This is a genomic window from Herbaspirillum sp. Sphag64 (assembly GCF_014192645.1).
Taxonomy (GTDB): domain Bacteria; phylum Pseudomonadota; class Gammaproteobacteria; order Burkholderiales; family Burkholderiaceae_D; genus Herbaspirillum.
In genome coordinates, this window is record NZ_JACHYE010000001.1 from 1069835 (window position 1) to 1088996 (window position 19162).

The 19162-nt window shown below is 55.6% G+C and carries 16 protein-coding genes; 6 read left to right on the plus strand and 10 right to left on the minus strand.

What is annotated here, in order from left to right:
* Nucleotides 1-105 precede the first annotated feature (105 nt).
* The 4 genes from cynS to FHW66_RS04770 form a co-directional block, all read right to left on the minus strand.
* Nucleotides 106-549, minus strand: a complete 444-nt coding sequence (gene cynS / locus FHW66_RS04755) for a cyanase (protein WP_183378542.1) — start codon at nt 547-549, stop codon at nt 106-108.
* 25 nt (nt 550-574) lie between these two features.
* Nucleotides 575-1315, minus strand: a complete 741-nt coding sequence (locus FHW66_RS04760) for a FadR/GntR family transcriptional regulator (RefSeq protein ID WP_183378543.1) — start codon at nt 1313-1315, stop codon at nt 575-577.
* A gap of 210 nt (nt 1316-1525) precedes the next feature.
* Entirely contained in the window at nt 1526-1756 is a 231-nt protein-coding gene (locus FHW66_RS04765) for a hypothetical protein (RefSeq protein WP_183378544.1), read from the minus strand.
* 169 nt (nt 1757-1925) lie between these two features.
* A complete protein-coding gene (locus FHW66_RS04770; RefSeq protein ID WP_183378545.1) occupies nt 1926-2822 on the minus strand; it encodes an SDR family oxidoreductase in 897 nt (298 codons plus the stop codon).
* 11 nt (nt 2823-2833) lie between these two features.
* Here FHW66_RS04770 and FHW66_RS04775 point away from each other — a divergent pair, with 11 nt between their 5' ends.
* From FHW66_RS04775 to FHW66_RS04785, 3 genes are all read left to right on the plus strand, one after another.
* Nucleotides 2834-3862 (plus strand): CDP-6-deoxy-delta-3,4-glucoseen reductase, encoded by a 1029-nt coding sequence (locus FHW66_RS04775; RefSeq protein ID WP_183378546.1) that lies wholly within the window; start codon nt 2834-2836, stop codon nt 3860-3862.
* 290 nt (nt 3863-4152) lie between these two features.
* Nucleotides 4153-5355, plus strand: a complete 1203-nt coding sequence (locus FHW66_RS04780) for an acetylornithine transaminase (RefSeq protein WP_183378547.1) — start codon at nt 4153-4155, stop codon at nt 5353-5355.
* 14 nt (nt 5356-5369) lie between these two features.
* Nucleotides 5370-5891: a C40 family peptidase gene (locus tag FHW66_RS04785; protein WP_183378548.1), complete on the plus strand. Its 522-nt coding sequence runs from the start codon at nt 5370-5372 to the stop codon at nt 5889-5891.
* Here the strand turns inward: FHW66_RS04785 and FHW66_RS04790 are convergent.
* Entirely contained in the window at nt 5879-6835 is a 957-nt protein-coding gene (locus FHW66_RS04790) for an ankyrin repeat domain-containing protein (protein WP_255458827.1), read from the minus strand. The two genes, FHW66_RS04785 and FHW66_RS04790, sit on opposite strands and share 13 nt — an antisense overlap.
* Nucleotides 6836-7221: 386 nt before the next feature.
* Nucleotides 7222-7992, minus strand: coding sequence for a dienelactone hydrolase family protein (locus FHW66_RS04795; RefSeq protein WP_183378550.1), 771 nt, complete (start codon nt 7990-7992; stop codon nt 7222-7224).
* A 162-nt stretch (nt 7993-8154) separates the two neighbouring features.
* Here FHW66_RS04795 and FHW66_RS04800 point away from each other — a divergent pair, with 162 nt between their 5' ends.
* Together FHW66_RS04800 and FHW66_RS04805 are read left to right on the plus strand one after the other, a co-directional pair.
* On the plus strand, nt 8155-8652 hold the full coding sequence (locus FHW66_RS04800; RefSeq protein ID WP_183378551.1) for a MerR family transcriptional regulator: 498 nt from the start codon (nt 8155-8157) through the stop codon (nt 8650-8652).
* Nucleotides 8570-9616 carry an aldo/keto reductase gene (locus FHW66_RS04805; protein WP_183378552.1) on the plus strand — a complete coding sequence of 349 codons (1047 nt, stop codon included), beginning with the start codon at nt 8570-8572 and terminating at the stop codon, nt 9614-9616. Before FHW66_RS04800 ends, FHW66_RS04805 begins: the two co-directional genes overlap by 83 nt.
* Before the next feature lie 107 nt (nt 9617-9723).
* Here the strand turns inward: FHW66_RS04805 and lpdA are convergent, their stop codons facing one another.
* The 4 genes from lpdA to gshA form a co-directional block, all read right to left on the minus strand.
* Nucleotides 9724-11502 carry a dihydrolipoyl dehydrogenase gene (gene lpdA, locus FHW66_RS04810; protein WP_183378553.1) on the minus strand — a complete coding sequence of 593 codons (1779 nt, stop codon included), beginning with the start codon at nt 11500-11502 and terminating at the stop codon, nt 9724-9726.
* Nucleotides 11503-11585: 83 nt separating this feature from the next.
* Complete coding sequence (gene aceF / locus FHW66_RS04815; protein ID WP_183378554.1) at nt 11586-13250, minus strand: dihydrolipoyllysine-residue acetyltransferase; 1665 nt, start codon at nt 13248-13250, stop codon at nt 11586-11588.
* A 149-nt stretch (nt 13251-13399) separates the two neighbouring features.
* The gene (gene aceE, locus FHW66_RS04820) at nt 13400-16096 is read right to left on the minus strand and encodes a pyruvate dehydrogenase (acetyl-transferring), homodimeric type (protein ID WP_183378555.1); all 2697 of its coding nucleotides are present in this window, start codon (nt 16094-16096) and stop codon (nt 13400-13402) included.
* A gap of 390 nt (nt 16097-16486) precedes the next feature.
* Nucleotides 16487-18097 (minus strand): glutamate--cysteine ligase, encoded by a 1611-nt coding sequence (gene gshA, locus FHW66_RS04825; protein WP_183378556.1) that lies wholly within the window; start codon nt 18095-18097, stop codon nt 16487-16489.
* 214 nt (nt 18098-18311) lie between these two features.
* Between gshA and folD the strand changes: the two genes are divergently transcribed.
* Nucleotides 18312-19157, plus strand: a complete 846-nt coding sequence (folD, locus tag FHW66_RS04830; RefSeq protein WP_183378557.1) for a bifunctional methylenetetrahydrofolate dehydrogenase/methenyltetrahydrofolate cyclohydrolase FolD — start codon at nt 18312-18314, stop codon at nt 19155-19157.
* Nucleotides 19158-19162 lie beyond the last annotated feature (5 nt).

Genomic DNA, 19162 nt, shown 5'->3' on the forward strand with positions numbered 1-19162 from the left:
CGAGTACTTGAGTTTTTTCTATTCTACGACACCGCGCCGGACAATAACAACTCTCGCAATCCTCTGCTGGCGGGAGGATCCCCTTCCCACCAGAAGGCTTCAGTATCAGTATGTTTTGTAAGGCAGGAACTTGCCACTGAGGACAACATTGACGCGGTCTCCATTGGGATCGGGCTGCCGTTGGATATCCATCTTGAAGTCAATCGCACTCATGATGCCATCACCAAACTCTTCATGAATGAGCTCCTTGATGGTACTGCCATAGACACTGACGATTTCGTACCAGCGATAAATCAGTGGATCGGTTGGCACTACAGTGGGCAGAGAGCCTTTATAGGGAACGATCTGCAACCACAGCGTTTCTTCATCGCTGAGGTCAAACAATTCCTGCGTCACGGCCGCCTGTTTGGCGGTCAGGGTCATCTGCCCCAGCATCGCAGCGGTCGTCCATTCCTTGCTTTGGCCAATGTGCTTGGCAACCTGTGCCCAACTGAGTTGCTTTCTGACCTTCGCACTGATGATTTTCTGTGTAACCTGATGACGATCCATGCTGTTCTCCTGTGGTGGACGAAGACTACGGGTTGATCAAGCTCTCCCTGCTGCTATCGCTGTCAGACTCGGTTTTGGCAACATCTCGATAGGTGGCACGGACGCCGCTCAGATGGGTTCGCATGGCGCGTGCTGCCGCTTGCGGATCGCGCGCATTGAGTGCAGCGAGAATCGTACGATGATCCTGCAGACTGCGCTCGAGCACGGCAGGAATGCGGGAAGTGATGCTACGACTTTTCTTGCCAAGGAAGTACAGACTGCCAGCGATACTTTGCAGAAAGGGATTATCGCAAGCATCGATGATGGCTTCATGGAATGCCATATCAGCAGCGGCAAAGGCCACCGGATCGTTGAGCAGTTCGGCTTCGGCTTGAACGCTGTGATTCAGACTCTGCAGCTCGGCCTCACTGATATTGGTCGCAGCCAGCGCAGCGACACCACTCTCGATGATCAGACGGGCATCAAACAAAGCGTCCAGCGTGCCGGCGTTGAGATCAATGATCATCTCCAGCGGCTCTAGCAGCTCCCGCGTTTGCAGTGAGCCTACAAACGTCCCTTCGCCCTGCCGGATACGCAGCAAGCCGAGCAAGGACAAGCCACGAATCGCCTCACGCACTGCAGGACGGCCAACGCCTAGCATGGTCGCCAGCTCACGTTCGGGAGGCAATTGCTGATCCGGCTTGAGCAGACCGCTGCGGATCATACTCAACAGGCGCTGCGCAACCTGCTCGGCAATGGATTTCTGGACGATAGGATCAAAAGACATGTCAGTCTGGATAGTAGGCTGCGCAGAAGGAGGCATTGTCGTCACGAGTCACGATAATGCAGCGAAGGACCGCGAACAAGCCGGTCGCAATGGAGGGTGAGCATAGGCACGCGATGAAGGCATGTCAAGAACGACATCTGACGGATAGAGGCGCTCAGCTTCAGGCATGCACTTTCACACGCAGACGGGAAAGACGCTTCCAGCACCTGCTCAGGCTGTGGTACTGATGGTGGTACCGATGACTTCGCCGTTGGAGTTACGCGAATATTGACGGGACTGCGCCAGTCGCGCCTGTTCAATACGTTCCTGCTGGATTCTGTCTTGTGCAGCCTGCTCATCCTGACGTGCCTGTGCACGTCGCGCCGCATCGAGATCGCTGACCTGCTGTGGTCCCGGGCCAGGCACTGCCGCCGGAGAACTGGGAGTAATTGCGACATCCATGATGGTCACCTTTCAATACTGCTCATACCGCGCTACGCCTCGACCCAGTCACAACGGGCCAGAAAATATCTTACACCTTTGACGCAGCCTGCACAGCGGCATCACTGCCTGACGATGAATCTGGATTGGCAGACTGACAAGATTCCGTTGCGCGGCCACAAAAACACTGTCAATCGGTTAACACATTGGTCATTTCTGCCAGCAAACTCTGCACATCAGGATAACGCAACCGAATCCCGAGTTCGTGATACAGGCGCTCATTACGCAAGCGCCTGGACTCCGACATGAACGACAACATCATCGGCGACACCTCTCGCTCCAGCTCAATACGGGGCAGTCTTGGCGGTACCGGCAACTGCAGCGCCTGCGCCACGGCATCAAAATAATCCCCCATTTTTAGGTCGGTATCATCGACCGCATGGTAGACACGTAACGGTGATGCACGATAAATCGCCGCACAGGCAATGCGCGCCAGATCGTCTGCATGCACATGATTGGTATAGACGTCCTCGCTAGCGATCAGCGCCGGTGTACCTTTTTGCAGGCGCTCCAGTGGCAGGCGATCACGCGCATAAATCCCCGGTACCCGCAGAATCGCCAGCCGACTGCCCGAGCGACGTGCCCAATCGCGCAGCACGCGCTCTGCATCTACCCGCCGACGCGCACGCAGATTGGTCGGGCTAACCACACGGGTTTCATCAAAGCAGGCGCCACCGCAATCTCCGTAGACACCGGTCGTACTGATATAAACCAAGTTAGCGCGGTCGGGTAAAATGGCGGCCAAATGTCGCGTACGGCGGTCGGTTTCGCCCATCGATTGCGGTGGAGCAAGATGAACAATCAGTTTCGCCAGACCTGCCAGACGGGCTAGCGAAGCAGGTTCATCCAGGTTAGCCACGATGGGAGTCGCACCGGCAACACGTAGCTCGGCACAACGCGCCGGGTTGCTGGTGACGGCAAAGACCCGGAATTGACTACGCAACAAGGGCAGCATACGCATGCCAACATCGCCGCAACCCAGCATCAAGAGACGTGTTTTTCCAATTTTGTTTAATTTTTTGATCATTACAGGATTCTATGAGTTTTCAGGTTACCGTTCAGCCCAGTGGCCGTCAGTTTAGCTGCGATGAAGGCGAAGCAATTCTTACTGCCGCCATTCGTGCCGGTGTCGGCTTGCCTTATGGCTGCAAGAATGGGGCTTGCGGCTCGTGCAAAGGGAAACTGCTCAACGGCAGCATCACCCATGGTGCGCATCAGGAACGTGCCTTGTCGGCGGCCGATGAAGAACTGGGATTTTCGCTGTTCTGCTGTGCCAAGCCCAATTCGGATGTCACCATCGAGGCCCGCGAAGTCGCGGGTATTGGTGACTTCCCGGTCAAGAAAATGCCGGTGCGCGTCGCAAAGCTGGACAAAGTCGCCGACGACGTCATCGTGCTCTCGCTGCAACTGCCTGCCAATGACCGCCTGCAATACAAGGCTGGTCAATACGTGGAATTTCTGTTGCGTGATGGCAAGCGCCGTAGCTACAGCATGGCTAACGCACCGCACAAGGATGAACATCTGACGCTGCATATTCGCCACATGCCAGGCGGTCTGTTTACGGACCAGGTATTTTCCACCCTCAAGGAACGCGACATTCTGCGTATCGAAGGTCCACTGGGAACCTTCTTCCTGCGTGAAGATTCCACCAAACCGATCATCCTGCTGGCGTCCGGCACCGGTTTTGCGCCGATCAAGGCCATCATTGAGCAGCTCGAACATAGCAAGTCCGAGCGTCCGATCAGCCTGTACTGGGGCGGTCGTCGTCCGCAAGACCTGTACATGGATGCTTTGTGCAAAGGCTGGGCGCAGAGCCTGCCTGGATTCCAATACACTCCGGTAGTCTCCGATGCACAGCCTGACGATCAGTGGAGCGGTCGCACCGGCTTTGTCCATCAGGCCGTCATCGCCGACCATCCCGATCTGTCCGGCTATCAGGTCTATGCCTGCGGCGCGCCGGTTGTGGTGGAATCAGCGCAGCGCGATTTTGTCGCTGTGTGCAAACTACCGGAAGACGAGTTCTTTGCCGATGCCTTTACTTCGGCGGCAGACCAGCCAGCAGCGTGACAATATTGTTACCAACCGCGCTGCAATTTGTCGCAAATTAGTTTTGACGCATCGCGCAAAAGGTCCTAATATTATTTGCATGAACGCTACCACTACCTACTTGCGACGTCGCAGCCAGCCCCAACGGGGTTTGCCGTGCGCGTGAAGTAAGTCAGGTCACGAAGCCACAGGCAATCCCTGTGGCTTTTTTTTATCGTTCACTTTTATTTCATTTTGGTTACCACCGCGCTTAACTGATCGAGATCGGCTCTGGCCATCAATTTATTCACCGCCTTCGCAGGAGTCATGTAATGGAATTCAACCAGTTCGACGTCAACAAGCTGATGTATGTCACCAATCGCCCGGAAATTGTCTTTACCGAAGGCAACGGCATGTGGCTGACCGACCATACTGGCAAGCGCTATCTGGACTATCTACAGGGCTGGGCCGTGAATGTCCTCGGACACTCGCCACAATGCATTCAGGATGCCCTCACCACCCAGGTCAAGAAGGTCATCAATCCTTCCCCGGCTTTCTACAATGCGCCATCGATTGAGCTGGCCAATCTGCTGACCGCCAATTCGGTATTCGATCGCGTGTTTTTCGCCAACAGTGGCGGCGAGGCCAACGAAGGTGCCATCAAGCTGGCACGTAAATGGGGCAAACTCAACAAGAACAGCAAGGGCGAAAACCGCTTTGAAATCATTACCTTCAATCACAGCTTCCATGGTCGCACTATCGCCACCATGTCTGCCAGTGGCAAGGATGGCTGGGACACCATGTTCGCACCTCAGGTACCGGGCTTCGTCAAGGCTGAGCTCAATGATCTCAATAGCGTCGAGCGCCTGATCACCGACAAGACTGTCGCCGTGATGCTGGAACCGGTGCAAGGTGAAGGCGGTGTGATTCCTGCCAGCCATGAGTTCATGCAAGGCCTGCGTCGCCTGACCAAGAATGCCAACCTGTTGCTGATTGTCGACGAAGTACAAAGCGGCGTTGGTCGTACCGGCGAATTGTTTGCCTATCAACTCTCCGGCATCGAGCCTGACATCATGACGCTGGCAAAGGGTATTGGCGGCGGCGTGCCACTGGCGGCACTGCTGGCGCGCGAAGAAATCGCCTGTTTTGAGCCAGGTGAACAAGGGGGTACCTACAACGGCAACCCATTAATGACCGCAGTTGGTGCTGCCATCATCAAGGAATTGCTCAAGCCAGGCTTCCTGCAGTCGGTGCGTGACAAAGGCGCACACCTGAGTGCGGGTTTGCTCAAGCTGTCAGAGAAGCACGGTTTTGAAGGCGAGCGCGGTGAAGGCTTGCTGCGCGCACTCAAGCTGGGTCGTGATATTGGCCCGCAAGTGGTGGAAGCAGCCCGAAATCTGGAACCGGTCGGCTTGCTGCTCAATTCACCGCGTCCGAACCTGTTGCGCTTCATGCCGGCACTCAATGTCAGTATCGCTGAACTGGATCAGATGCTGGAGATGCTCGACGGCGTACTGGTCAAGCTGGGACACTAAGCGCAGCAACTGCGATGGCGATTTGCTACCTGTCTCCGGTTCAGCGCAACGCGCTGCTTGCCTGCTGCTTCGCTGCCTTGCTGGCAGCATGCAGCAGCCCCCCGATCGCGCCGCCGGATAGCACGCCGGTACAGCCGCCACAGTCTGATGTGGCGGCGGAGAAAGGCAGTGAAGTCGCCCTCTTTGCGATTGGCTTGATTGATACAGGTTATCGATTCGGCGGCAAAAATCCGGAAGCTGGACTCGATTGCAGTGGCATGGTGACATATATCTACAGCCATGCCACAAACCTCCGGCTCACAGGCAGCGCGGCTGATCTAGCCCGCAAAGGACGACAGATCGACAGAGGTCGTTTGCGCGCCGGTGATTTGGTTTTTTTCAATACCCAGCATCGGCCGTTTTCTCATGTTGGCATTTATATCGGTGATGGTCGTTTCGTGCATGCACCAGCAACCAATGGCCGCGTCCATATCTCCCGCCTCGACAACCCCTACTTTGCGCCACGCTTTGAAATGGCGCGCACCTATCTGGACTGAGACCTTGCGCGCTCCTGCAGCAGCATTTCAAGTTGCTGACGAATTTCGGGAGGCGCTACGCCAAGCTCAGTCTCGCCATGCGCATTGACGACTCCGATATCAATATGCGAGGTGCTCAGCAATTCAGTGACAACGTCCAAATGCCCATATCTGGCTGCTTCCAGCAACGCAGTGCTGCCGCACATATCGCGGCAATTGATATCAGTCCGCTCATGCGCAAGCAGAAGTCGTATGGTATTGAGCTCACCACGCATAGCTGCCTGAATCAAAGGTACTCCACGATTGGGATCAATCAATGGAAAAGCCAACAGCTGCTCAATCAATTGAGTATCACCAAGCTGCGCGACCCACACCAGCGCAGTATCACCGAACTCATCGACGCCGTTGATATCAGTCCGGGGATCTCGCAACAGCAGTTGGTAGATATTGAGCTGCTCATACAACAAGCTCTCCACCAGGGGCGTACCAGCGTTGACGTCAATTTCAGGACGCTGCAATAACTTCTCCACGACAGCGTGACAACCCTGTTCTACGGCGATGGACAGTGCAGACTTCGGCGAACCACGTCCATCGACAACACTGGCCAGATTGATATCGAGTCCGGCATGCGGCAACAGTAACTCCACGATATGGAGTTTATTCTCCTCGCAGGCCAACATTAACGCGGTAAGGCCTCGCGCATTAACGGTATTGATCAATGCATTGTCCACGCTGTTCTCAAGGCAAAAACGCATGATCGATTCATTCTCGCCTTGGATGCAGTGCTGCAACCACTGTTTAGTTTTACTAATAGGATGGGCGAACCGGAAAACCCGCTGCACCTCCCCCCGATAGCGGGGGGGCAGCGCACCTGCCAGCTCGTACAAGTCAGGCAAATCCACGATGTATTTGAAAATTTCCCCGAGACAGTCACTCGGAAGTCTTAGTAATTCAGACGCCGTCATCCCCGCGTCCACAGCCAGAGTTGTGCCCGGTGGAGTCTCCGGAACATTGGCTACATGAACAATGTGTTGCGTAACAGGCTTAGTATTAGCCCTCCTGCTAGGGAGAGGTGCGGCAGGATCGGCGCGGTGAAGTGATACATCTGGCTGAAGTATAGAAAAATTGTCCACTTTACCCTCCACAAAGAAGAGATTGATTTATTATCACGAGAACAATTAAAAAACGTTAAAAAATCAAACAAACCAAATCGTCGATGCTGGTGGGACATCTTTGCAGATAGGCCAGCCCCTATACAAACGGCCAGCAAAAAGCCGGCCGTTTTATGTTGTCGCAAATCTCAGTAACTAATCAATTAGCACGCAACGGAGCAGGTTTTCATCGCCCTGAATCAAGCCAGTTGCACAGCAAAGAAATTCTTCAATGCCACAGCAGCACGCTCTGCCGTCTGTTGATGGTAGTAATAACCTGGGTTGTTTGCCTCAGGATCGGTAAAGGAGTGGGCTGCCAGACCGTAGTTGACCAGTTGCCAGTCGATGCCAGCGGCACTGACTTCATCGATGAATGCATTGACCTGCTCACGGGGCACCGAAGGATCCAGCACGCCGTGCAATACCAGCACGGCGCCCTTGATATTCTTCGCATCTTGCGGTGTCGGCGTGTCGAGTGCGCCGTGCAGTGACGCAAATGCCTTCAGATCTGCACCCGAGCGCGCCAGTTCCAGCGCTGCCGTACCACCGAAGCAATAGCCATGCGCCGCAAGCTTGCCATTGAGCTTGACCTTGTCCTGCGACTTGAAGGCATCCAATGCTGCCTGCATGCGCTTGCGCAATTCAGCACGATTCTGCTTGAGGGGGATGATGGTCGCCAGTGCCTCATCTGGCGTAGCAGGACGCACGGTCTTCCCGTACACATCGGCGATAAACAAAGGTTGCGCCAAACCTGCTGTGGTCGTCACGACCTGCAAGGCCTTCTGGCTGATACCGAAGTAATTTGGTACAGCCAACACGCCGGCTGCAGGTGCAGTCACTGTTTTATTGAACAGCAACACGCTTTCATATTCGACGCCGTCAAGGTGATGGGCGATGAGCTCGATACCCAGGTCAGCAGCGGCAATACCGGCAATTTTTGCAATGGGTGCGGGATCAAAATGGTGAGACATGCGGTGTTCTCCTGAACAAAACAAAAGTGGCTAAATTGCGAGAGCCGCTATCTTTGCACAGCTGAAAAAAGTTTGCTGGCGAGCGCCTGAAATGAAAAAAACACCAGAAGTGCATAATCACCCTTGACTTAGAGCGCACTCAAACTTCTAGACTCCGTTCCTATGACCACTTCCCTGAGTATCCAGCAAGCCGCCGCCGTCACTGGCCTATCAGTGCATACCTTGCGTTATTACGAGCGCATCGGTCTGCTCGATCCGATCCGACGCGAAGACAATAGTCATCGCCGTTTCCGGGAGGAAGATCTGCGCTGGATCGATTTTCTGCGCAAATTGAAGTCGACCGGCTTACCGATTCGGGACATGCTGCATTACGCCGAACTGCGACGCCTTGGCAATACCAGGGATAGTGTGTCAGCACGCAAAGCCATGCTGCAACAGCATACGCTGGCCGTGCAACAGACGCTCATCGAGTTGCAAAGCAACCTCACCGTTCTGCATCAAAAGATTGCGATGTATGACGCTTTGGAAGCCACCATTGCGCAGGGCGTTCCACCCCAATCCACGGAGGATGTTTTTCATGAATACACTCAGCACAGCGACACTGCAACAACTGCCAATCAAGGCAGCAACTCAGGTCGGCACTCGCCAACTCGGCGCTGACGGCCCGCACGTCTCAGCCATTGGTCTGGGCTGCATGGGCATGAGCGACTTCTATGCCAATCGGGATGATGCCGAATCCATAGCCACCATTCATCGCGCACTGGAGCTTGGTATCAATCTGCTCGACACTGCCGACATGTATGGCCCCTACACCAACGAGGAACTACTAGCCAAGGCAATTCGTGGCAAGCGCGATCAAGTCTTCATTGCCACCAAGTTTGGAATTGTTCGCGACCCAGCCAATCCAGCGGCACGCGGCGTGAACGGCAAGCCTGACTATATCCGGCAATCAGTAGAAGGCAGCCTGAAACGGCTCGGTATCGATACCATCGACTTGTATTACCAGCATCGCATTGATCCCACCACTCCGATCGAAGAAACCGTCGGCGCGCTCGCGGAGCTGGTCAAGGCCGGCAAGGTCCGTTACATCGGCTTGTCCGAGGCATCTTCGGGCACCCTGGAGCGCGCCAGCAAGGTCCACAAGATTACGGCATTGCAAAGCGAATACTCCTTGTGGACGCGCGACCCGGAGCAGGATGTATTGGCCACCTGTGCGCGTCTGGGAATCGGCTTCGTCCCATACAGCCCGCTTGGACGAGGTTTTTTGACTGGTGCTATCACCCGTCCAGAACAATTTGCAGCAGATGACTATCGTCGTCACAGCCCACGTTTTCAAGGTGAAAACTTTGACAAAAATCGGCAGTTAGTCCACCAGGTCAAAGCGCTGGCACAGCGTTACGCCTGCTCACCATCGCAACTCGCCCTGGCCTGGGTGCTGGCACAAGGCGAGTATATCGTCCCGATTCCCGGCACCAAACGCAGGGTGTATCTGGAAGAAAATACCGGTGCGCTGGCCGTCACCTTGTCGGCAGCTGATCTCACCGAACTGAACCAACTGTTCCCGCTCGGTGCCGCCGCCGGACTGCGCTATCCGGAAGAGGCGATGCGCACATTGAACGGATGATCTTGCTGCATTAGTAGCCTCAGGCAGCGTCAATGAAAAACGGCTGGCATCTAGCGATGTCAGCCGTTTGATTTGCCATTCAGGCGTCAGTCTATCGATTGAAAGACTTATTTCTTGCGTGCAGGAGGCAAGTCCGTGCAAACGCCCTCAAACACTTCTGCCGCCATCCCAATCGATTCACCCAGGGTCGGATGCGGATGGATGGTCTTGCCGATATCGACGGCATCTGCGCCCATTTCGATCGCCAGCGCGATTTCACCAATCATGTCACCCGCATGGGTGCCAACGATACCGCCACCGACGATACGATGCGTCTCAGCATCGAACAGCAGCTTGGTAAAACCTTCCGAGCGGGCATTGGCAACCGCACGGCCAGAAGCTGCCCAAGGGAAGTGGCCCTTCTCCAGCTTGATACCCTTGGCCTTGGCCTCATCTTCGGTCAGACCAACCCATGCCACTTCCGGATCGGTGTAAGCCACCGAAGGAATCACGCTGGCATCAAAGTGGCTCTTCTGACCTGCAGCTGCTTCAGCTGCCACATGCGCTTCGTGCACGGCCTTGTGCGCCAGCATCGGTTGCCCGACCAGGTCACCGATCGCAAAGATATGCGGCACATTGGTGCGCATCTGGCTGTCGACAGGAATAAAGCCGCGATCCGTCACGGTCACGCCCGCCTTGTCAGCAGCAATCTTCTTGCCGTTCGGGCTACGTCCGACCGCCACCAGCACCAGATCATAGAGTTGCGGATCCGGCGCCTTACCACCCGCTTCAGCAGATTCGAAACTGACCTTGATACCTTCCGGCAGCGCTTCCACTGCTACGGTCTTGGTCTTCAACATGATGTTGTCGAAGCGTTTCTCGTTGAACTTTTGCCACACTTTCACCATGTCACGGTCTGCGCCCTGCATCAGACCATCCATCATTTCAACCACGTCAATGCGGGCACCGAGGGTCGAATAGACGGTCGCCATTTCCAGACCAATGATGCCGCCACCAATGACCAGCATGCGCTTGGGCACCTGACGCAATTGCAGCGCGCCAGTGGAGTCAACGATACGCGGATCTTGCGGCACGAACGGCAGGTTTACCACTGACGAACCAGCTGCGATGATGGCTTGCTTGAACTTGATCGTTTTCTTGCTACCGTCAGCGGCAGTGACTTCGATATGGTTGCTACCGACAAACTGGCCGACACCTTGCACCACGTTGACCTTACGTGCCTTGGCCATCCCGGACAGACCTGTGGTCATGGTACCGATGACTTTTTCCTTGTAGGCGCGCAGCTTGTCGATATCGATCTCCGGCTTGCCGAAGGTGACACCGTGGTGCGACATGGACGCAGCTTCATCAATCACGGCGGCTACGTGCAACAAGGCCTTGGAAGGAATGCAACCAACGTTCAGGCAAACCCCACCCAATGTCGAATAGCGCTCAACCAGCACCGTGTTCAGGCCGAGATCCGCCGCACGGAAAGCCGCTGAATAACCGCCAGGGCCAGCGCCCAGCACCATCATGTCGCACTCGACATCGGCATTACCGCCAAAGCTGGCAGCAACAGGTGCTACCACTGGTGCGGCGGCAGGAGCCGGCGTTGCTACCGCCGCTGCAGGTGCAGGCGCTGACGCCGGAACAGGAACAGCAGCACCAGCCGCAGCTTCGACCAGCAACACCACCGAACCTTCAGCAACCTTGTCGCCAACCTTGATCTTCAATTCCTTGACCACACCCGCCGTGCTGGAGGGGATCTCCATACTGGCCTTGTCGGATTCGACGGTGATCAGCGATTGATCGACCACGATGGTATCGCCGACCTTGACCAGCAATTCAATCACTTCTACTTCTTTGAAGTCACCAATATCGGGGACTTTGACTTCGACGAGACTCATGTCTTGACTCCGTTATATTCGTTGTTCGCTCATGCCTGTAAAGGACGTTGCCGCCGTGGCATAGACCACGGCGGAATGCAGCATTACAGCAAGGTCTTGCGCAAGTCGCCCAGTACTTCAGCCAGATAGGCCGAGAAGCGGGCACCCATCGCACCGTCGACGACGCGATGATCGTAAGACAGCGAAGTTGGCAGGATCAGACGCGGTGCAAACTGCTTGCCATCCCAGACCGGTTTGATGGCCGACTTGGACAGACCCAGAATGGCCACTTCCGGCGCATTGATGATCGGGGTGAAGGCGGTGCCGCCAATACCGCCCAGCGAGGAAATGGTGAATGTTGCACCTTGCATGTCGGCAGGCTTGAGCTTGCCGTCACGCGCCTGCGCCGACAGCTCACCCATTTCTGTCGCGATCTGGCCAATGCTCTTCTGGTCAGCATTCTTGATCACCGGAACCACCAGACCATTCGGCGTATCGGCTGCGAAACCGATATTGTAGTAATGCTTGAGGATCAGGTTTTCGCCATTGGCATCCAGCGAGGAATTGAAGGCGGGGAATTTCTTCAGCGCTGCAACGCTGGCCTTGATCACAAACGCCAGCATGGTCAGCTTGACCGGCGACTTGGCCTTGGCGTAGGCGTCGTTGGACGTCTTGCGGAATTCTTCCAGCTCGGTCACGTCTGCTTCGTCAAATTGCGTGACGTGTGGGATCATGACCCAGTTACGGTGCAAGTTTGGACCGCTGATCTTCTTGATGCGCGACAGCGGCAGCAATTCGGTGCTACCGAACTTGCTGAAGTCCAACGATGGCCATGGCAACAGATCCAGGCCTACACCGCTGCCATTCTTGGCTGGTGCGGCGGCTGCGGTACCTGCACCGCCGGCCAGCGCTGCCTTGACGAAATTCTGCACGTCTTGCTGCACGATACGGCCCTTGGGACCCGTACCGGCGACACGGGTGAGATCCACACCGAGTTCGCGGGCAAATTTACGTACCGATGGCGACGCATGCGACTTCTTGCCGGCGCCTGGTGTCACTGCGGCCACTGCCATGGCTGGCGCCACAGCTGCTGCGGCAACCGGTGCTGCTGGTGCTGGAGCCGCTGCTGGAGTTGGGGCTGGAGCCGCTGCTACCGGAGCTGGCGCGGCTGCACCACCAGTCGCTTCAATCACGGCGACCAGCGAGCCCTTGGCAACCTTGTCACCGAGCTTGACCTTGAGTTCCTTGATCACGCCGGCGTGGCTGGAAGGAATTTCCATGCTGGCCTTGTCGGATTCGACGGTCAGCAGCGATTGCTCAACCTTGACGGTATCCCCCACCTTGACCAGCAGTTCGATCACTTCGACTTCGGCAAAATCGCCGATATCAGGTACCAGAATATCCTGCACGCCACCGGCCACTGCTGGCGCTGCTGGTGCAGGCGCTGGTGCAGGCGCTGGTGCAGCGACACTGGCTGCAACAGGTGCAACCACTGCAGCGGCTGGCGCTGGAGCAGCGGCAACAGCGCCGCCTTCGGCATCCACGACGACCACGACCGAGCCTTCAGCAACCTTGTCGCCCAGCTTGATCTTGATTTCCTTGACCACACCAGCGTGGCTGGAAGGAATTTCCATGCTGGCCTTGTCGGATTCGACGGTCAGCAATGATTGTTCGACCTTGATGGTATCGCCCACCTTGACCAGAATTTCAATGACTTCAACTTCCTTGAAATCGCCAATGTCCGGTACTTTTACTTCGATTTGACTCATCTCTTGCGCTCCGTTTGTTCTGGCTCCGGTCCGATACTGGGAAATTGATCGACCGGTGCTTGTGTCCACTCATGTTGAAGGCGGCTTGCCGACAAAGTATGTCACGACAAGCCGCCTTGCTGATGATGCAAGTTCAGCGTAACCCTTAATTATTGGGTCACTGGATTTGGCTTTTCCGGATTGATGCCGTACTTGGCAATTGCCTCAGCCACCACGGAAGGCTTGATCTTGCCTTCATCTGCCAGCGATTTGAGCGCTGCCACGGCGACGTAATGACGATCCACTTCAAAGAACTCACGCAGCTTGGCACGGGTGTCGGAACGGCCATAGCCATCGGTACCCAGTACCTTGTAGGAGCGACCCTTCGGTACAAACGCACGGACCTGTTCAGCATAGGTGCGCATGTAGTCGGTCGAGACCACGATCGGACCTTCGGTCTTTTCCAGCGATTGCTCGAAGTGACCCTTGCGTTGGGCTTCGGCCGGATGCAGCATGTTCCAGCGTTCGCAATCCTGACCATCGCGGGCCAGCAGGGTGAACGATGGTGCGGACCAGACGTCAGCATCGACCTTCCAGTCGTCGCGCAGCAGATCCGCGGCAGCAATGACTTCGCGCAGGATGGTGCCGGAACCCAGCAACTGCACGCGCAACTTGTTCTTCTTCTCTGCTTCATTGAGCAGATACAGGCCCTTCAGGATGCCGTCTTCCTGCCCTGGCTTGATGCCTGGGTGACCGTAATTCTCGTTCATCACGGTAATGTAATAGAACACGTCTTCCTGATTGCCAACCATGCGACGTAGACCGTCATGGATGATCACGGCGACTTCATGAGCGAACGTCGGATCGTAAGGGACGCAGTTCGGAATGGCTGAAGCGAACACATGGCTGTGACCATCTTCATGCTGCAGACCTTCGCCGTTGAGCGTGGTACGACCAGCAGTACCGCCGATCAGGAAGCCACGCGCACGCATATCACCTGCGGCCCAGGCCAGATCGCCAATACGTTGCAGACCAAACATCGAGTAGTACGTATAGAACGGAATCATGATGCGGTTGTTGGTCGAGTACGAGGTCGCCGCGGCGATCCATGAGCTCATACCGCCCGCTTCATTGATACCTTCCTGCAAAATCTGGCCGGCCTTGTCTTCGCGGTAGTACATCACCTGGTCCTTGTCGACCGGGTCATACAACTGACCTACCTGGCTGAAAATACCGATCTGACGGAACAAGCCTTCCATACCAAAGGTACGTGATTCGTCGACCATGATCGGCACCACGCGCTGACCCAGGCTAGGGTCACGCAGCAGTGCTGTCAGCACGCGCGAATAGGCCGCTGTGGTGGAGATTTCACGGCCTTCAGCGGTTGGCTCCAGCATCGCCTGGAAGGCAGACAGCTCGGGTACGACCAGCTTTTCATCGGCTTGTGGACGACGTTGCGGCAGATAACCGCCAAGCGCCTTGCGGCGTTCGTGCAGGTATTGCATTTCTGGCGTGTCATCGGCCGGCTTGAAGAAGGGAATGTTCGGCAGCTCAGCGTCCGAGATCGGCAACTGGAAGCGGTCGCGCATGGCCTTGATGGCTTCGTCATCGAGCTTCTTGGTGTTGTGCGCGGTATTGCGTGCTTCGCCAGCCTTGCCAAAACCATAACCCTTGATGCTCTTGGCCAGAATCACGGTTGGTTGGCTCTTGCTTTCCTGAGCCGCCTTGAAGGCAGCATAAATCTTGTGTGGATCATGACCGCCACGGGTCAGACGCCAGATATCGTCGTCCGACATCTTGCTGACCATTTCCAGCAACTTCGGATGTTTGCCGAAGAAGTGCTTGCGCACGAATGCACCATCCTTAGCCTTGTAGTTCTGATATTCACCGTCCACGGTTTCCATCATCACTTTTTGCAGGATGCCTTCCTTGTCCTTGGCCAGCAACTCATCCCAGCCACTGCCCCAGATGACCTTGATGACGTTCCAGCCAGCACCGCGGAAATCGGATTCCAGTTCCTGAATGATCTTGCCATTGCCACGTACCGGACCATCCAGACGTTGCAGGTTGCAGTTGACCACGATGACCAGATTGTTCAGATGCTCACGACCTGCCATACCGATGGCGCCCATCGATTCTGGTTCGTCCATTTCGCCATCGCCACAGAAGGCCCAGACTTTACGCTTCTCGGTGTCGGCAATGCCACGTGCATGCAGGTACTTCAGGAAACGCGCCTGATAGATCGCCATCAACGGACCCAGGCCCATGGACACAGTCGGGAACTGCCAGAACTCTGGCATCAGCTTAGGGTGAGGATAGGAGGACAGACCCTTGCCGTCAGCTTCGCGACGGAAATGGATCAGTTGGTCTTCAGTCAGACGGCCTTCCAGGAAGGCACGTGCATAAACGCCTGGGGAAGAGTGACCTTGAATGTACAGCAGATCGCCACCGTGATCTTCGGTCGGTGCATGCCAGAAGTGGTTGAAGCCAATGCCCAGCATATTGGCCAGCGAGGCAAAGCTCGACAAGTGACCACCGAGGTCGCCGTCAACACGGTTTGCCTTGACCACCATGGCCATCGCATTCCAGCGCATCCAGGAGCGCAGACGCTCCTCGTATTCCAGATTGCCAGGGCAGTGCTCGCCTTGATCGGCTGGAATGGTATTGACGTAGGCGGTATTGCTGGAAAAAGGAATATGGGCACCACGGCGGCGGGCCAGATCGACCATACGCTCCATCAGATAATGCGCACGCTCCGGGCCTTCTGCCTCGATCACGGCTTCGAGGGCATCTAGCCACTCCTGCGTTTCAATGACGTCGGGATCGTTGGCGGCTTGCGCCAGGACTTGGTCGATTTGGGCTGACATGTGATGTCTCCTGAGTTGTAAGGGAAACCGGCCTGATAAAGCCGGATCGTGAAACCGTAACGCGTTTTTTGCCAATACTTTACGGTCTTTGGGCCGTGTGGACGAGGCATTTTAACAGGGCTTTTTTTATTTTCAAATAGCGATATTCAATTCCGCATTATGAAATAATGCTGCAAAGCGGCATAAACAGGGCCTTCTAGCGGCATGTATTTTCAGCCATCTGCGCCAGACTGGGGTTTAGCGCTCAGTTGCAGTGCACCGAAACGACCGTCCTATTTATGTCAAGGCGACAAAAAGCCCGCTATTCCGGAAGGAGAGCGGGCCTTGCTCAACATTGATAGTACAAAAGATAAGGACCAGCAACGGCCCTACTGCACCAGAGACTAATTACTAGATACTGATATTGCCCAGTGTACTGGCGCGATAGGCGGCAACAAACGTATCAAAATCACCGGTCTGGGTACTCTCCAAGGACTGCTGCTGCTCCAGGGATGTCGCAGCGGCAGCGACAAAGCCCTGCGCCAGCGCATCATCGAGCGGCCGCGCCAGGAAATCTGCTGCCTGTGCCTGACTTTGCTGCAAGACAAAACGCGGGAAGGAGTTGCCGGCTGCACGCACCTCACGCAGAACCCGTGCCGACGGCGTAACCTCGGGATCACGCAGCTTGTCGGCCTGCGCCGCCAGTGCACGCTGATGCTCTTCACCACCAGCCTGGCTATCAAGCAGCGCCGCTATCGGCTGCATGCGCTCAATCAGTTGCAAACCCCAATCCGGCAATGCCAGTTGCTGACCACGATGTTGCAACTGCAAGCCAGGACGTCGCCCGTCCTTGACCACGCTCGCGAAATTGCGACGATTTTCTGTACCCTCCTCCGGCGACGTCAGCGCACTTTCTTCAAATGCAATGAAGTGCAGGAAGACGTCCAGGAAACGTGCAGTTGTCAAAGCAACACCAACGGGCTCAAACGGATCGATATCAAGACAGCGCACTTCGACATACTGCACACCACGCGCCGCCAGCGCCTGTACCGGACGCTCACCGCTATAAATTACCCGCTTGGGGCGAATACTGGAGTAAAACTCGTTTTCGATCTGCAAAATATTGGTATTGATCTGTATCCATTCGCCATCGCGCTTGGTGCCGATCGCCTCATACGGCGGATAGGACTGGCTGACCGCTTGCGACAAGCTTCTGATATAGCTGTGCAGATTGTTGTAGTCCGGCGTGATATTGGCCTGCGCATTGCTCTGATAACCCAGATCGCTCATGCGCAAGCTGGTGGCATACGGCAGATACAGGGTGTCGTCGCTCAACGTCCCCAGTTGATGCGGGCGACCACGCAGGAAATTGGATGCCAGTGCTGGCGACGCACCAAACAGATACATCAGCAGCCAGCTATAACGGCGGAAATTACGAATCAGCGCAATATAGCTCTCCGACTGATAGTCTCGCGCCGAGACCGATGGCTCAACGCTTTGCTCACGGTCGTCGAGTTGGCGCAGTAATTCCCAGACCTGTTCATTGAGCGAAAAATTGTAATGAATCCCAGCGATGCACTGCATGGTCTTGCCATACCGTAACGCCAGCCCACGGCGATAGACATGCTTGAGCGTGCCAATATGGGAGGTACCGTACCAGGCAATCGGAATATCTTGCTCATCCGGCAACACACAGGGCATCGACTCATTCCACAACAACTCACCTTGCGCCTGCAACCGTGAATGGACGAAGCGATGGATTTCATCCAGGCGCGCCAAGGCAGTGGCAATATCGTGTTTGGCGGGAGTAATGAATTCCAGCAAGGACTCCGAGTAATCTGTGGTGATCTCTTCATTGGTCAATGCCGAACCCAGACCGATCGGGTGTGGTGAAGTGGCAAGCCGACCATCTGTCGTCACGCGCAGCGTTTCCCGCTCCACGCCACGCAGGCCAAGAGCCAGCAATGCGCGGTGTTGCTGGCTGTTAAACAGGGCCAGACGGCGGGTTAGCAGATCAGTCATACAGCGTCCTCGTTAGAAATGTTTGGCGGAGAATAACCGAAAATCCAGAATCACGTCGTCCGCGGACCTAATCCGAGGCTGTATACAAATGGGCATCCTATTTGTCTCCGGCTAGACGACCCTTCAGGCATTTATAATGTGACGTTATTCGCACCTGGTGCGTCTTCTTTTGATTTTTTAGCCCTTTTCTTTCTTCTCTCCTAGCCTAGTCATCATGCCAGCACAACTCATCGACGGAAACCTGCTCTCCCAACAACTGCGTGCCGATGTTGCCAAACGCGCCGCAGCCTTGACTGCCGCCGGCAAACAACCCGGTCTGGCCGTGATTCTGGTCGGTGACAGCCCGGCCTCGCAGGTCTATGTGCGCAACAAGGTCAAGGCCTGTGAAGACAATGGTCTCTATTCGGTACTGGAAAAGTATGAAGCCAGCCTGACCGAGGCGGCGCTGCTGGCACGTATCGACGCGCTCAATCACGATCCCAAAATCAACGGCATTCTGGTGCAATTGCCACTGCCAGCCCATATTGATGCGCACAAGGTCATTGAGGCAATTGCTCCGGAGAAAGATGTAGATGGTTTCCACGTCAGCAACGCGGGGCTCCTGATGACCGGTCAACCGTTATTCCGCCCCTGCACACCCTATGGCGTGATGAAAATGCTGGAATCGATCAACTACCCTGTACGCGGTGCCACTGCGGTCGTCGTCGGTGCCTCCAATATTGTTGGCAAGCCGCAAGCCATGCTGCTCTTGCAAGCAGGTGCTACCGTCACTATCTGTAATTCCAAGACCCGCGATCTTGGTCACCACACACGTCAGGCAGATATTCTGGTGGTGGCCACTGGCAAGCGCAACATTGTCACTGCTGACATGGTCAAACCAGGTGCTGTCGTGATCGACGTCGGCATGAACCGGGATGACAACGGCAAGCTGTGTGGCGATGTCGACTTTGCCAATGCCAAGGAAGTCGCCGGTCATATCACCCCTGTGCCTGGCGGTGTGGGGCCGATGACCATCACCATGTTGCTGGTCAATACCATTGAAGCTGCAGAACGAACCTGAAAGCC